The organism is Halorubrum salinum (assembly GCF_024494575.1).
In the GTDB taxonomy this organism is placed as follows: Archaea; Halobacteriota; Halobacteria; order Halobacteriales; family Haloferacaceae; genus Halorubrum; species Halorubrum salinum.
This window is the reverse complement of sequence record NZ_JANHDO010000003.1, coordinates 306,279-320,296: the sequence shown is the minus strand read 5'-3', so window position 1 is coordinate 320,296 and position 14,018 is coordinate 306,279. Positions and strand designations below refer to the sequence as shown.

9 protein-coding genes are annotated in these 14,018 nt (G+C 65.8%); 4 read left to right on the top strand and 5 right to left on the bottom strand.

What is annotated here, in order from left to right; all coding sequences use genetic code 11:
* Nucleotides 1-122: 122 nt before the first annotated feature.
* Complete coding sequence (locus NO930_RS10290) at nucleotides 123-1,262, bottom strand: Bug family tripartite tricarboxylate transporter substrate binding protein (protein ID WP_256403397.1); 1,140 nt, start codon at nucleotides 1,260-1,262, stop codon at nucleotides 123-125.
* A 371-nt stretch (nucleotides 1,263-1,633) separates the two neighbouring features.
* Between NO930_RS10290 and NO930_RS10285 the strand changes: the two genes are divergently transcribed.
* Nucleotides 1,634-2,065, top strand: a complete 432-nt coding sequence (locus tag NO930_RS10285; protein ID WP_137783493.1) for a universal stress protein — start codon at nucleotides 1,634-1,636, stop codon at nucleotides 2,063-2,065.
* A gap of 215 nt (nucleotides 2,066-2,280) precedes the next feature.
* Here the strand turns inward: NO930_RS10285 and NO930_RS10280 are convergent, their stop codons facing one another.
* Nucleotides 2,281-3,336: an isocitrate/isopropylmalate dehydrogenase family protein gene (locus NO930_RS10280; RefSeq protein ID WP_137783494.1), complete on the bottom strand. Its 1,056-nt coding sequence runs from the start codon at nucleotides 3,334-3,336 to the stop codon at nucleotides 2,281-2,283.
* Nucleotides 3,337-3,445: 109 nt separating this feature from the next.
* Here NO930_RS10280 and NO930_RS10275 point away from each other — a divergent pair, with 109 nt between their 5' ends.
* Both NO930_RS10275 and NO930_RS10270 read left to right on the top strand, forming a co-directional pair.
* The gene (locus tag NO930_RS10275; RefSeq protein ID WP_137783495.1) at nucleotides 3,446-4,228 is read left to right on the top strand and encodes an enoyl-CoA hydratase/isomerase family protein; all 783 of its coding nucleotides are present in this window, start codon (nucleotides 3,446-3,448) and stop codon (nucleotides 4,226-4,228) included.
* Nucleotides 4,225-5,430: a CaiB/BaiF CoA transferase family protein gene (locus tag NO930_RS10270; protein WP_137783496.1), complete on the top strand. Its 1,206-nt coding sequence runs from the start codon at nucleotides 4,225-4,227 to the stop codon at nucleotides 5,428-5,430. The genes NO930_RS10275 and NO930_RS10270 overlap by 4 nt, the downstream gene beginning before the upstream one ends.
* 138 nt (nucleotides 5,431-5,568) lie before the next feature.
* Here the strand turns inward: NO930_RS10270 and NO930_RS10265 are convergent, their stop codons facing one another.
* The 3 genes from NO930_RS10265 to NO930_RS10255 form a co-directional block, all read right to left on the bottom strand.
* The gene (locus NO930_RS10265) at nucleotides 5,569-8,532 is read right to left on the bottom strand and encodes an FAD-binding and (Fe-S)-binding domain-containing protein (protein WP_256403463.1); all 2,964 of its coding nucleotides are present in this window, start codon (nucleotides 8,530-8,532) and stop codon (nucleotides 5,569-5,571) included.
* A 174-nt stretch (nucleotides 8,533-8,706) separates the two neighbouring features.
* Complete coding sequence (locus NO930_RS10260; protein ID WP_256403396.1) at nucleotides 8,707-10,965, bottom strand: NADP-dependent malic enzyme; 2,259 nt, start codon at nucleotides 10,963-10,965, stop codon at nucleotides 8,707-8,709.
* A gap of 109 nt (nucleotides 10,966-11,074) precedes the next feature.
* On the bottom strand, nucleotides 11,075-12,739 hold the full coding sequence (locus NO930_RS10255; protein WP_255511564.1) for a thiamine pyrophosphate-requiring protein: 1,665 nt from the start codon (nucleotides 12,737-12,739) through the stop codon (nucleotides 11,075-11,077).
* A gap of 107 nt (nucleotides 12,740-12,846) precedes the next feature.
* Here NO930_RS10255 and ddh point away from each other — a divergent pair, with 107 nt between their 5' ends.
* Nucleotides 12,847-13,785 (top strand): D-2-hydroxyacid dehydrogenase, encoded by a 939-nt coding sequence (gene ddh / locus NO930_RS10250; protein WP_137783560.1) that lies wholly within the window; start codon nucleotides 12,847-12,849, stop codon nucleotides 13,783-13,785.
* The last annotated feature ends 233 nt before the right edge of the window (nucleotides 13,786-14,018 follow it).

Sequence of the window (14,018 nt, the reverse complement as noted above, 5' to 3'; positions counted from 1 at the left end):
ACGTGTTCGGCTGTAATGCCTTCAAGCCGTTGTGAGTAATTGACCATGACAGTGGTGTCTCATCCGGGGAACTCCAAGTATAAATAAATTAAGTACGACGCGCCGCCGAGGCCCTGACCGACTCAGGGCTGGTTTTCGTTGACGAGTTGCAGAATCTCGAGCTCTTCGTACTGCTCGAAGGCGTCCGCGAAGTTCTGTTCGGCGACTTCCGGCCCTTCGAACACGACCGGGTTGCCCGTCTCGTCACTCCACGACTGCGTCGCCTCGTTGTTGACCGTGGCTTCCAGCGTGTCCGCGTAGAAGTCGACGATCTCCTGCGGCGTCTCCGGCGGCGCGTACATGCCACGCCAGACACCGCCCACGAAGTCGATCTGCGGGTAGCCGAGGTCGGTCACGGAGTCGATGTCCGGGTAGACCTGCGTGCCGGGCCCGAAGAACGTCGTGACGGGGTAGATCCGGCCGGTATTGACGACGGACTGGGTCCCGGCGTCGGTCCCGATACCACACGGGACCTCGCCGCTGGCGACCGCCTGCGCGACCGGGCCGGTCCCGGTGTACTGCACGCGGTTCTGCCAGTTCCATCCGACCTCGTCCGGGTACGCGTACTTGTACAGCAGGACGATGATGTCCTGGGAGCTACCGGACGACTGGACGCCGATATCCTCCCACTCGCCGCTCTCGTACTTCGCGAGAACGTCGTCGAAGGTCTCGACCTCGTCCTGGTACTCCTCGTTGACGACGAGACACCACGTCGACTGCCCGACGACACCGAGGCCGGTGAGGTCGCGGATGTCGAAGTTCGGCTCGTTGAGCAGCTGCGGAGCTACCTCAAGCGGACCCGCGTTGCCCGCGATGGTCTGTCCGTCGGGTTCTGAGCGGTACAGTTCGCCGAGGCCGTTTAGGCCACCGGCACCCGGAATGTTGTCGATCTGCAGCGACTCGCCGAGCTCCTCCTGGAACCCTTCCTGAATACCGCGAGCGTACGTGTCCGTGCCGCCACCCTCGTCGTACGGGACGATGTAGCGCACGGTTCCGGACGGCGACCATCCGTCGCCGCCGTCGCCACCGTCACCGCCGTCGCTTCCGTCGCTCCCGTCGCTCCCGTCACTGCCATCGCTCCCGTCGCTTCCGTCGCCGCCGTCGCCGCCGTTGCCGGAACAGCCGGCGAGGGAGACGGCCGACGTCGCACCGACCGCCTGCAGGAACCGCCGTCGTGTGTTCGAACTCGATTCGCCCGTATCGTCTGCTGTGTTCTCTGTCATCTTGTCACGTGGTTTCGATAGTTGGTTTTATCGGCCGGAACTGCCTTCTTGGGATTGCCTTTGCCGTGTCCAACCGTGACATTAGATGGGAATATCATAAATGTTTCCCCTCGTTGTCCCCGTCTTACACGAGTTCGACGAGTGACGTGAACTACCGAGCGGTCCGGTTGAGACGACGAGATCGCACAGAGCCGACGGCCGGCGTCTGTGTGAGACAGCTGCTAGAGGCGACTGTTGCTGTGTGCGGACTGTTGCTGTGTGCGGCGACTTGGCCGTGTGATCGGGAGCGTGCGCGCGCGAGGGCCAGCGGGTGGCGGTGGCGACGGCGACCGGGTGGAATATTTTATATAACAGGATTGAATACGGACTGTATGGTGATCGTTGCAGCTGTCGATCGGTCAGAACGGGCCCCGGCAATCGTCGAAGAGGCAGTCGAGCTCGGCGAGGCGTTCGACGAGCCCGTCGAAGTAGTGCACGTCTTGACGCGTCAGAAGTTCATCGACCTCGAACGGACGAGCGTCAGCGACACGGGGAACACGATCCCGACCGACGACATCCTCGAAATGGCGGAGGACATCGCCCAGGAAGTGGTCGACGACTCGTCCGCGGTCGACGTGTCGCCGGTCGGTCTCCTCGGCGATCCGGCCGACGAGGTCGTTAACTACGCCGAGTCCAACGACGCTCGATACCTCGTCATCGCCGGCCGCAAGCGCTCCCCGGTCGGGAAGGCGCTCTTCGGTAGCACCGTCCAGACCGTGATGCTCGACTCCGAAGTCCCCGTCGTCTCGATCCGCGCGGACTAACCCGTCGACGACGGATCGTCCGTGATCCCGGGCCGATCGCGGTCCGTTTCAGAGACCGGTAACGCGTCCACACCGATCGACGCGTGAGTCGTATAGCGACCCGCAGTCCAGTCGAATGGAGACACCCACGCCGGTAGCTATCTGTGTCGCGCTACCCGGCCGTGCCGCTGTACGGTAACGCATCGTGTCCGATAAAAGATCGACGAGCCGCGCGGTTACAGTCGTTCTTCGATCGCGTCGACGACGTCGCCGGTCGAGGCGGACCCGCCGAGGTCCGGGGTCACCGGTGCGTCGTCGTCCGAGAGCACCGCTCTGACGGCGCTCCAGAGCGCGTTACTGATGGCGTCCTCGCCGAGGTTTTCGAACATCATCGCGGCAGAGAGCACCGTCGCCATCGGATTGGCGACGCCCTGACCGACGATGTCGGGCGCGCTCCCGTGGACCGGCTCGAACATCGAGGGGTACTCGTCGTCCACGTTGATGTTGCCGGACGGGGCGAGTCCCATGCTACCGCTGACGATAGCGCCGATGTCGGTCAGGATGTCGCCGAACAGGTTGGAGGCGACGAGCACGTCGAACTCCTCCGGCCGGCGAACGAGGTCCATGCTCGCCGCGTCGACGAGGAGCGACTCGACCTCGACGTCCGGGTAGTCGGGCGCGACGTCCTCGACGACGTCGTCCCAGAAGGTCATGCTGAACGCCTGCGCGTTGGACTTCGTGATGCTCGTCAGGTGTCCGTCCCGCTCGGTCGCCGCCTCGAACGCCGCCCGGACGATCGTCTCCGTGCCCTCCCGCGTGTGAACCGCGCTCTGTACGGCCACCTCGTGGTCGAACCCCTCGTGGATACGTCCCCCCGCGTCGGAGTACTCGCCCTCGGTGTTCTCGCGGAACACGACGAAGTCGATGTCGCCGCTCTCGTAGCCTCGGAGCGGACTCTCGACGCCGTCGAAGAGGATCGACGGACGCTTGCACACCTGTTGGTTGAACCCCTTCCGAATCGGCAACAGGAGCCCGTGGAGCGTGATGTGGTCGCGGACGTCCGGGTGACCGACTGCACCGAGCAGGATCGAGTCCGCGTCGACGATCTGATCGAGCCCGCCGTCCGGCATCATCTCGCCCGTCTCGAGGTACCGCTCCGTCCCCCAATCGTACTCGGTGAACTCCACGTCGACGCCGTGTCGCGACGCGGCCTCGTGGAGCAGTGGCAGGGTTTTATCGACGACTTCCGGACCGATACCATCGCCTGGTATCGTCGCTATCTCATACGACATGCGTTCGGAATTCACTCACTCGTAGTAAACACTTTGGTACGTGACACGCTTTGCCCACCCTCGTCGCTGACTCACAACCCTTTTTACGGCCTTCATGGTATGGGGGTGCATGGTAAGCGAAACAGCCTTCGAGAGTATCTCGCTCGACGTCACCGACGGCGTTGCGACGATCGAGTTCCACAGGCCCGAGGTGTACAACGCGCTCAACGACACGGTCATGCTGGACCTGCTCCGCGCGTTCGACGAGATCCAGCTCGACCGCTCCATCGACGTGGTCGTGATCACGGGCGAGGGCGACGACGCGTTCTCGGCGGGTGCGGACATCTCCCAGTATGCGGGAACCGCTGAAGAGCACGACCCGCGACAGAAGGACCGACAGGAGCTGTTCTACGAGATGTACCGCAAGCCGTTCGAGTGTCACGCGCCCGTGATAGCCAAGGTCAACGGCTACTGCGTCGGCGGCGGCCTCATCTTCGCGATGTACTGTGACATGCGGATCGCGGTCGACGACGCCAAGTTCGGCGTCCCGGTGACCGACATCGGACAGATCCCGACCGGCAACTCCACGTGGCGAGCGATCGAGCTCGTCGGCGAGGCGAAAGCCAAAGAGCTCGTCTACACGGCCGGGATGATCGGAGCCGACGAGGCCGAGCGGATCGGGCTCGTCAACCACGCCGTCCCGCGCGAGGAGCTCGACCAGACCGTCGACGACATCGTCGAGGCGATCCAGAGCACGGGCCGGTCCGCGGTGAAGAACTCGAAGCGCGCGTTCAACTACGCGGTCGACGCGGAGACCGCGGAGGAGAACCGCCAGTTCGAGTCGGACGTGTGGTGGGAGCAGTTCGCGACCGACGAGCGAGAACGTCTCGTCGACGAGTTCAACGAGAAATGACGGGGGGACCGCTCGCAGACCTCACCGTCGTGGAGATGACCGGCCACCGGGCGGGCCCGTTCTGTGGAGCGCTGCTCGCCGACATGGGGGCCGACGTCGTGAAGATCGAACGGCCGGGCGCGGGCGACCCCGCCCGCAGCCAGGGCGTCGGGCCCGACGGGAAGTCCGGCTACTTCATGGCGAACAACCGGAACAAGCGATCCGTCACGCTCGACCTCAAGTCCGACGCCGGCACCGAGGCCGCGCTGTCGCTCCTGGAGGAGGCCGACGTGTTCATCGAGAACTTCGGGTACGGCGTCACGGACAAGCTCGGCGTCGGCTACGAGGACGTGACGGAGCTGAACCCCGAGATCGTCTACGCCAGCATCAAAGGGTACGGCGAGACCGGTCCGCGCAAGAAGCAGGCCGGCCTCGATCTCATCCTGCAGGCCGAAGGCGGGATCATGAGCGTCACCGGCCCCGAGGGCGGCGAACCGGTCAAGGTCGGACAGGCCATCGGCGACCTCACGACGGGAATGTTCACCGCTATCGGACTGCTCGCGCGGCTCTACGAGCGCGGACACCTCGGCGACGGGGACGACGAGTCGTTCAACGGGAAGTTCGACGTGGGACTGTTCGACTCCATCGTGACGCTGATGAACGAGTACCTCACCTCCTACTCGATGGACGGGTCCGTTCCCGGACCGCAGGGAACTTCCCACCAGACGCTCGTCCCCTATCAGCGGTTCGAGACCGCGGACGGTGCGCTCGTCACCGGCGTCCCGAGCGACGATCGGTGGGACGACTTCGTCGAACTCGTCGGCCGCGAGGAGTTGGCCGAGTATCCGACGAACGACGACCGCTTCGAGCACGCAGACACCGTCGTCGGGATCATAGAAGAGGAGTTCGAGACGGAATCCACGGAGTACTGGCTCGACAGGCTCATCGAGTACGGGTTCCCGTGCGGGCCGATAAACGACGTCGAGGACGTCGTCAACTACGACCAGACGCGGGCGCGCAATCTGGTCGTCGAGCACGACGACCCCGACTGGGGCGAGTGTCTCCTGCCCGGCCACCCGATCAACTTCCCCGACCACGACGACATCGTCCGCTCGCCCGCGCCGCGGCTCGGCGAGCACACGGAGTCCGTCTTCGCCGAGGTCGCCGGCGACCAGACCACGCTCGACGAGTGGCGCGACGAGGGCGCGTTCGGCGGCGAGTAGGGAGACGACGCGTTTTGCGTTTTTTGACGTATCTGTAGGTAGCTTCTATCTCTCACGTCCGTCGGCACAGCGACGCGTCTCCGCCGAGAGTGACGGACTGAAAAAAAGAGGAAGAGGCTCGGACGCCCGCAGTCCGGCCTACGCGAGAGCGTCTGCGAGCTTCTCGATCGGGTGCGGCGGCTTCTCGTCGTACTCGTCGCCGATCTGCGTCCGGCAGGACGCGCCCGGCGCGACGACGCTGTCGCCGTCGCTGTCGTCGATCCGGTCGAACAGCATCGACCCGATCGCCTGACTCATCGAGTAGTGCTCGGCCTCGTAGCCGAACGTCCCCGCCATCCCGCAACAGCTCGTGTCGAGCGGGTCGACCCGGAAACCCGTCCGGCGGAGCACGCCGACCGCGTGGTGGTCCTTCTTCACCGATTTCTGGTGACAGTGACCGTGGTAGGTGAGACGCTCTGCGCCGCCGTCGGCGTCGAGCGCCTCGTCGAGCCGGTTGACGTCGACGTACTCTAACACGCCGTAGGTGTTTTCGGCGACGGTCGCCGCGGCGTCAGACGAGAGCAGATCGAGGTAGTCGGACTGGAACATGACGGCATCAGAGGGCTCGACGACGACCACGTCGCGGCCGTCTTCGACGCGGGGAGAAAGCGCCGCGACGTTGGCTTCGGCGGTCTCGCGCGCCTTCCCCAACAGCCCCTTCGAGTGGGCCGGCCGACCGCTGTCTGTGATGTCTTCGGCGACCTCGACGTGGACGCCGGCGGCTTCGAGCACCCGGACCGCCGCCTTGCCTGCGTCGGGGTTGTTGTAGTTGGTGACCGTGTCGGGCACGAGGACGACGCGGTGTTCCGCGGACGACTCGCTCACCGTCGACCCGCCGCGCGCGCTCCACCAGTCGACGAACGTCTCCCGATAGAACGTCGGGAGCGAGCGCTCGCGGGCGATCCCGAGCGTCTTCTCCATCACGGCGCGTGCGCCCGGGATCTTGGTGCCGAGGTTCGAGAGGGGAGCGGTCGCGCTCCCCAGCTTCGAGAGCGTCTCGACGTTGGCGAACAGCTTCGAGCGGAGGTCCGCGCCGTGTTTCTCGTGGTGGGCGTTCTCCACCTCGACTTTCATCTTCGCCATGTCGACCTCGCTCGGACAGTCGATCGAACAGCCCTTACAGCCGACACAGAGGTCTAACACCTCGTGCATGAACTCCGTGTCGAACTGCTCGTCGTCGTCGAGGTCGCCGCTCATCGCCTGCCGGAGGAGGTTCGCCCGACCGCGCGTGCTCGTGATCTCCTCTTGGGAGGCCCGGTAGGTCGGACACATCACGCCGCCGGCTCCGTCCTGGCTGGTGCGACAGCCGCCACAGCCGTGACAGAGCTCGGCCATCCCCTGGAACCCGTTGTCGTTTTCCCACTCCAGGGCGGGCTCGAAGCCGGCGTCGAACTCGTAGTCCTCGCCGAAACGGAGGTTCTCCGTCATGTCGTGATCGCCGCAGACGCTGCCGGGGTTGAGGAGCCAGTCGGGGTCGAACGCGGTCTTCAGATCCCGAAACACGTTCCACAGCCGGTCCCCGTACAGCTTCCGATTCCACTGCGTCCGCGCGCGGCCGTCGCCGTGCTCGCCCGACACCGACCCGCCGAGGCGCACGGCGAGGTCGGTCGCGGCGTCGGAGATGGACTCCATCGTCTCCGTCCCCTCCGCCGTCTTCGTGTTGATGAGCGGCCGGACGTGCATACAGCCCGGGCCGGCGTGGGCGTAGAAGCTCCCGAACGTGTCGTGGTCCTCGAAGATCTGCTTGAACTCCTTCGTGTACTCGGGCAGGTGCTCGGGCGGGATCGCGAGGTCCTCGATGAACGCGATGTGCTTCTCGTCGCCGGTCCGCGAGAGCAGGATCGGCGTCGACGCCTTCCGCATCTTCCAGAACTTCTTCTGGGTCTCCTCGTCGTACGCGGCCATCCCGTCGAACGCCAGATCGCCGACGCGGTCGTCGAGGAGGTCGTCGACCCGCGCTTTGGCCTCCTCCTCGGTGTCGGCGTAGAACTCGATCAACAGGAACGAGTCCGTCTCGTCCGGCAACAGACCGATGACGTCTTTGAACTCCTCTAAGTCGCGCGCCAGATCGACGAGGACGCCGTCGAGCACCTCGACCGCGGCCGCGTCGTGTTCGAGGATGGGACCCACGTCCTCCATCGCGTCCATCAGGCTGTGGTACGTGAGCAGGCCGACCCCTTTCGTCTCCGGGATCGGCTCCAAGCTGATCTCGGCTTCGGTGACGATCGCCAGCGTCCCCTCGCTGCCGACGAGGAGCTTGGCGAGGTTCACCGTTCCCGACTCGGACTCCTCGACCAGCACGTCGAGGTTGTACCCCGAGACGTTCCGCTTGAGGTCGGGGTACCGGTCGTCGATCTCGTCTGCCTCCTCGTCGAGGATGCGGACGACCTCGGCGTAGATCCGTTCGAGGAGCGCGCCGTCGGGGTCCGCGTCCTCGCGAAGCTCCGACACCGCGATCTCGCCGAACGTCTCGACGCTGCCGTCGGCCAACACCGCTTCGACCTCCTCGACGTAGGCGTCGGTCTTCCCGTACTTGAGCGAGTGCGCGCCGGTCGTGTTGTTCCCGATCGCGCCGCCGAGCGCGCTCCGGTCGGCGGTCGACGGGTCGGGCGCGAACTTCAGGTCGTGCGGTTCGAGCGTCCGGTTTAGCTCGCCGAGCGTGATCCCGGTCATCGCCCGCGCCCGCCGGCCGTCGGGGTCGACGTCGAGGACGTCGGTCATGTACCGGGTGAAATCTAAGACGACCGCCTCGTTGACCGACTGGCCGGCGAGGCTCGTTCCGCCGCCGCGGGGCAGTACGGGGATCTCCTCTCCGGCGCAGTACTCCGTCACGGCGGCGACGTCCGCGGTCGACGTCGGGTAGACGACGCCGATCGGCGTCACCTCGTACGCCGACGCGTCCGTCGCGTACATCTGTTTCGAGTACTCGTCGAAGCGTACGTCGCCGTCGACGAGCCCGTCGAGGTCGGAAACGAGCGCCGAGTCGGCGTCGTCGTCGCTGCGGTAATCGTAGTTCGTCCGCGGATCTACGGACGGATCTGGGGGTGTGTTTTTGGAAGCCATCTGTGTCGGTAGTATTGTCATCTCTCGGTGTGGCGGAGGTATGAATGTTACGCGTCAACAGACGCCGACCGTGACCCGTGTGGTCGGATGACACTATTCTCACATTGACTACCGGTACGCCGAGCGAGGGCGAACCGATCCGAAAAAGCGGGACTGCGGATCGTCGCGGGCGGGCTACTCGCGCTCTTGGGCGTCGACGACGGCGACCGCGGCGAGGTTGACGATGTCTTTCACCTCGTCGCCGCGCTGGAGCACGTGGACCGGCTCGTCCATGCCGACGAGCATCGGGCCGATGGCCTCCGCGTCGCCGAGGCGCTGGAGGAGCTTGTACCCGATGTTCCCGGACTCGAGGTTCGGGAACACGAGGACGTTCGCGGGCTCGTCGAGGTCGGAGAACTCGTAGGTGTCGGTGAGCATCTCCTCGACGAGCGCCGTGTCCGCCTGCATCTCGCCGTCGACCGGGAAGTCGACCGCGGAGTCCGCACGGAGCATGGCCGCGGCGTCTCGCGGCGCCTGCGTCTCCTCGCCCTCGACGCTCCCGAAGTTGGAGTACGAGAGCAGCGCCGCGCGCGGCTCGACGTTGAACTGTCGCGCCAGCTCCGCGGTGTGGCGCGTCGTCTCCGCGAGCACGTCCGCGTCGGTGTCGCGGTTGACGGTGACGTCCGCGAAGAACACCACGCGGTTCCCGATGGTCAGCATGTAGACGCCGGAGACGTACTCGGCGTCGTCGGCGGTCCCGATGACCTGAAGCGGCGGCCGAAGCGCCGACGGGTAGTGGTGCGTCAGCCCGGTGAGCAGGGCGTCCGCGTCGTTCTGGTCGACCATCACGCTACCGAGGTAGTTCGTGCTGGTCCGGACGAGTTCGCCCGCTTCGCTGCGGGTGATTCCCTTGCGCTTGCGGAGTTCGTGCAGTCGGTCCGCGTACGCGTCGTACTCGGCGTCGGTCGGGTCGTTGACCATCGGCTCGTAGTCGAGCCCAAGCTCGTCGATCGTGGCCGTGATCGCGTCCTGATCGCCCAACAGCACCGGCTCTGCGATCCCCTGCTCCGAGAGCTGATACGCCGCGCGGATCATCTTCTCGTCTTCGCCCTCCGCGAGGGCGATGCGCTTCGGGTCCTGTTTGGCCTTGTTGAAGACGATCCGCATCATCTCGCGGGACTTGCCCACGCGTGCCTCCAAGGCGTTGCGGTACTCGTCTAAGTCGACCTCCTCGCGCGCCGCACCGGACTCCATCGCCGCCTCGGCGACCGCCGGCGCGACCTCGAAGAGGACGCGCGGATCGACCGGTTTCGGCAGGATGTACTCCGGACCGAACTGCAGCGGCTCGTCGCCGTACGCCTTCAACACCGCGTCGGGAACGTCCTTGCGGGCGAGTTCCGCGAGCGCCTCGGCGCAGGCGACCTTCATTTCCTCGTTGATCTCCGAGGCCCGGACGTCGAGCGCGCCGCGGAAGATGAACGGGAACCCGAGGACGTTGTTCACCTGATTCGGGTAGTCCGAGCGGCCCGTCGCCATGATCACCGTGTCGTCGCGGGCGTTCTTCCCCTCGTCGTAGCCGATCTCGGGGGTCGGATTCGCCATGGCGAAGATGATCGGGTTGTTCGCCATCGAGCGAACCATGTCCTGTGAGACGATGCCGCCGGCCGAGAGGCCGACGAGCACGTCCGCGCCCTCCATCGCGTCCGCGAGGTCACCGTCTTCGATGTCGCGGGCGAACACTCGCTTATACTCGTTGACGTCGCCGGCCTCGGCTCGCTCCTCGGTGATGATGCCAGTCGAGTCACAGAGCACGATGTTGTCGGGGTCGACGCCCAGCGAGACGTAGAAGTGGGCGGTCGCGAGCGCCGACGCGCCGGCCCCAGAGAACACGACCTTCATGTCTCCGAGGTCCTTGTCGACGATGTCGGCGGCGTTGATCAGCCCGGAGCCGTTGATGATGGCGGTGCCGTGCTGGTCGTCGTGGAACACGGGGATGTCCATCTCGTCCTGGAGCCGCTCCTCGATCTGGAAGCACTCCGGTGCCTTGATGTCCTCGAGGTTGATCCCGCCGAAGGTCGGCTCCATCGCGGCGACGGCCTCACAGAAGGCGTCGGTATCGTCGATGTCGAGTTCGACGTCGAACACGTCGACGTCGGCGAACCGCTTGAACAGCACGCCTTTTCCCTCCATGACGGGCTTCGACGCCGTGGCACCGATGTTCCCGAGTCCGAGGACCGCAGACCCGTTCGAGACGACGCCGACGAGGTTCCCCTTCGCGGTGTAGTCGTACGCCTTCTCCGGCGATTCCGCGATCTTGCGGCACGGCCCCGCTACGCCGGGAGAGTACGCGAGCGAGAGGTCACGCTGCGTGTTGGTCGGCTTCGTGGTCGCGATCTCGATTTTGCCCGGCGGGTCTGCCTCGTGATACTCCAGTGAATCGTCTTCCAGAGTCATACCGATATGTTGTCAGACCTGCTTATATATTTATGGGGAATACGCGGGCAGTCGCTGGCGAACGGAACCGGTCAAAAAACCGCGACCGCGGCCGATCAGACCGGTGCGCTCAGTCGAGGTCGGGACGCGAGAGTTCGGTCTCCTTCGCGGTGATGAACTCCAGCAGCGCGGGCGTCCCCTCCTCGGTCTTCTCGATGGCGCGTTCGAGCGCCGGCGCGACCTCTTCGGGGTCCTCGACGCGCTCGCCGTAGCCGCCGAGCGCCTCGCCGACGTCGGCGAAGTCGCCGCTGAACGGCGTGTCGTACGACGCCATCTCGTAGTTGTTCAGGTGGATGGTCAAGATCGGGGCGTCCTCGCGGGCGGCCGTCTCGAAGTCGAGGCCGGTCATCCCGATGGCACCGTCGCCCATGATGTTGATACAGAGCTTCTCCGGGAACCGGACCTTCGCGCCGAGCGCGAGTCCGAGCCCGTAGCCGAGCTGCGTCGTCTTCCCCCAGCCGATGTACGAGAGCGGCTCGTCCGTCTCGTAGAACGGCGCGAGGAAGTCTCGCGGGTTGCCGGCGTCGGCCGTGATGATCGTCTCCGACTCGTCGACGACGTTCGTGATCTCGTGGATCACGCGGTAGGGGTTGATCGGCGTCTCGTCGGACGTGAGCTTGCCCTCCCACTCATCGAGCCAGTCGGCTTTGACCTCGGCGATCTCGTCGGCGACGTCGTCGAAGCGACCGCGGTCCTCGTCCACGCGCTCCGCGACCGCGTCGACCACCGCGTCGAGGACGATCTGTGCGTCGCCCACGAGCGCCATCTCGGAGTCGACGTCCTTGTCGATGTCGGTGGGGTCGAGCGTCGAGTGGATGACCGTCTTCCCCTCGGGGACGGTGATGCCGTAGGCCGTCTCGGTGAAGCTGCAGCCGACGCCGAACAGGACGTCACACTCGTCGAGGAAGTGCGCGAGCTGTCCGGGCTCGCTCTTGCTGCCGGCTCCGAGCGAGAGCGGGTGGCTCTCCGGGAAGGCGCTCTTGCCGTTCAGGCTGGTCGCGACGGGCGCTTCGAGCGTCTCGGCGAGCTCCTTCAGCTCGTCCCACGCCTCGGCGTAGTGGACGCCCTGTCCGGCGAAGATGACCGGGTTCTCGGCGTCGACGAGCTCGTCGGCGACGGCCGGCACGGCCTCGGGGTCGACGCCGGCCCGGTTGGCGCTCGACGGAACGTACTCGAAGTCCTCCGGTGCGTCCTCCCAGAAGACGTCCTTCGGGACTTCGACGACGGCGGGACGCGGACGGCCGTTCCGAGCCGCGGTGAACGCCCGGCGGAACGTCTCGCCGACCGCGTCGGGGTCCGAGAGCTGCTCGCAGGTCTTGCTCACGCTCTGGTAGCTCACGAGCGAGTTGAACTTCGGATCCACGTCGGTCTTGGCTCGGTCGTATCCGGCCGGGATAGCCACGAGCGGCGCGGACTCGCCGTACGCCTGCGCGACGGCACCGATGGAGTTCTCCGTGCCCGGACCGTGCTGACAGGCGAACGCGACGACCTCGTTACCGGACGTGAGCCGCCCGATAGCGTCGGCCATGTGCACCGCCGTCCGCTCTTGGCGGGTAATGATCGTTCGGAGGCCGGCCTCCTCTGCGGCCCCGGTGTCGAAAAGCGGGTTGCTCGGGAACCCGAATACGTACTCTACTCCTTCCTCTTTCAGCGCGTGTGCAATTGCTTCAGTTACGTTCATCACTAGTCTCTCTTGCGGATACCGGACCTGCGACGCGGGAGGATATAAAAGTATCTGTGTGGACAGTTGGTGTGTGAATTGTTGTGTATCGATCCGGTAGTGTCACGCGTTAGCTTGCGGCTCCCGAAGGACTGATAACCCACTGTGACGACGTTGCCTCCATGTCCGAGCGAGCACGACTCGATCACCTGTACGTCCACGAATCCGTCGAGAACGTCATTCCGCCCGAGGCGTTCGTCGAGGCGTTCGATCACCTCGACATCCCCGTCGAGTTGGTCGGCGACGGCGAGTCGTACGACGAGACCGACGCGGTCGCCACGTACGTCCCGAAGCCGGAGTTCCTCGACGCGGGATGGGTCCACTGTATCCGCGCGGGGTACGACGAGTTCGACACCGAGGCGTACGACGCCGCGGGCGTTCCACTCACGAACAGCACCGGGATTCACGACACCACGGTCAGCGAGGTCGCGATCGGCTACATGGTGTCGCTCGCCCGACTCCTCCACGTGTACCGCGACAACCAGAACGAGGGGAACTGGTACACGCCCGACTACGAGCGCCCGTTCACCGTGGAGAACGAGCGCCTCTGCGTCGTCGGCCTCGGCACCATCGGCCAGGGGATCGCCGAGCGGGCCGACGCGCTCGGCATGGACGTGGTCGGCGTCCGCCGCTCCGACGAGCCCGTCCCGGGAGTCTCCGAGATCTTCGACCCCGCGGACCTCCACGACGCGATCGCGGACGCCCGGTTCGTCGCGCTCGCGCTCCCGCACACGCCCGAGACCGAGGGTCTGATCGGCGACGCGGAGTTCGACGTGATGCGCGACGACGCCTACCTCGTCAACGTCGCTCGCGGCCCGCTCGTCGACGAGGCCGCGCTCGTCGACGCCCTCGACCGAGACGCCATCGCCGGTGCCGGCCTCGACGTGTTCGAGACCGAACCGCTCCCCGACGACTCGCCGCTCTGGGACTTCGAAGAGGTGATCATCTCGCCGCACAAGGGCTCGGCGACGAACCGCTACCACCTCGACATCGCCGACCTCGTCGCAGAGAACGTCGAACGGTACCAGACGGGCGAGACGCTGCGGAACCGCGTCGCCTGACCTGCTCAGGAGTTTCGTTATTGCGAACTAAACAGCTGAATTACATTCTCGGCGGCCGGCCGTCTCCCGCGCCGCGCGCTTGATACGCCGCGGTCGCCGGCGGTTCGAGACGCTTCGGCCCAGCGACTCGGACGGCTCCCCCGGCGGCGCGCAGGCGTCACCGATCGGCGAGTTCGCCCCGTTGTGCGCCGACGCACGTCCGCGTCGAGTCGATTGCACCTCCGCGTCGGGTC

What these genes read in the sequence shown, in the direction of transcription:
- NO930_RS10265 (WP_256403463.1), bottom strand. Translation starts at nt 8,532, where the DNA reads ATGGCTTCCAAAAACACACCCCCAGATCCGTCCGTAGATCCGCGGACG.
- NO930_RS10260 (WP_256403396.1), bottom strand. Translation starts at nt 10,965, where the DNA reads ATGACTCTGGAAGACGATTCACTGGAGTATCACGAGGCAGACCCGCCG.
- NO930_RS10290 (WP_256403397.1), bottom strand. Translation starts at nt 1,262, where the DNA reads ATGACAGAGAACACAGCAGACGATACGGGCGAATCGAGTTCGAACACA.
- NO930_RS10275 (WP_137783495.1), top strand. Translation starts at nt 3,446, where the DNA reads ATGGTAAGCGAAACAGCCTTCGAGAGTATCTCGCTCGACGTCACCGAC.
- NO930_RS10270 (WP_137783496.1), top strand. Translation starts at nt 4,225, where the DNA reads ATGACGGGGGGACCGCTCGCAGACCTCACCGTCGTGGAGATGACCGGC.
- NO930_RS10280 (WP_137783494.1), bottom strand. Translation starts at nt 3,336, where the DNA reads ATGTCGTATGAGATAGCGACGATACCAGGCGATGGTATCGGTCCGGAA.
- NO930_RS10285 (WP_137783493.1), top strand. Translation starts at nt 1,634, where the DNA reads ATGGTGATCGTTGCAGCTGTCGATCGGTCAGAACGGGCCCCGGCAATC.
- ddh (WP_137783560.1), top strand. Translation starts at nt 12,847, where the DNA reads ATGTCCGAGCGAGCACGACTCGATCACCTGTACGTCCACGAATCCGTC.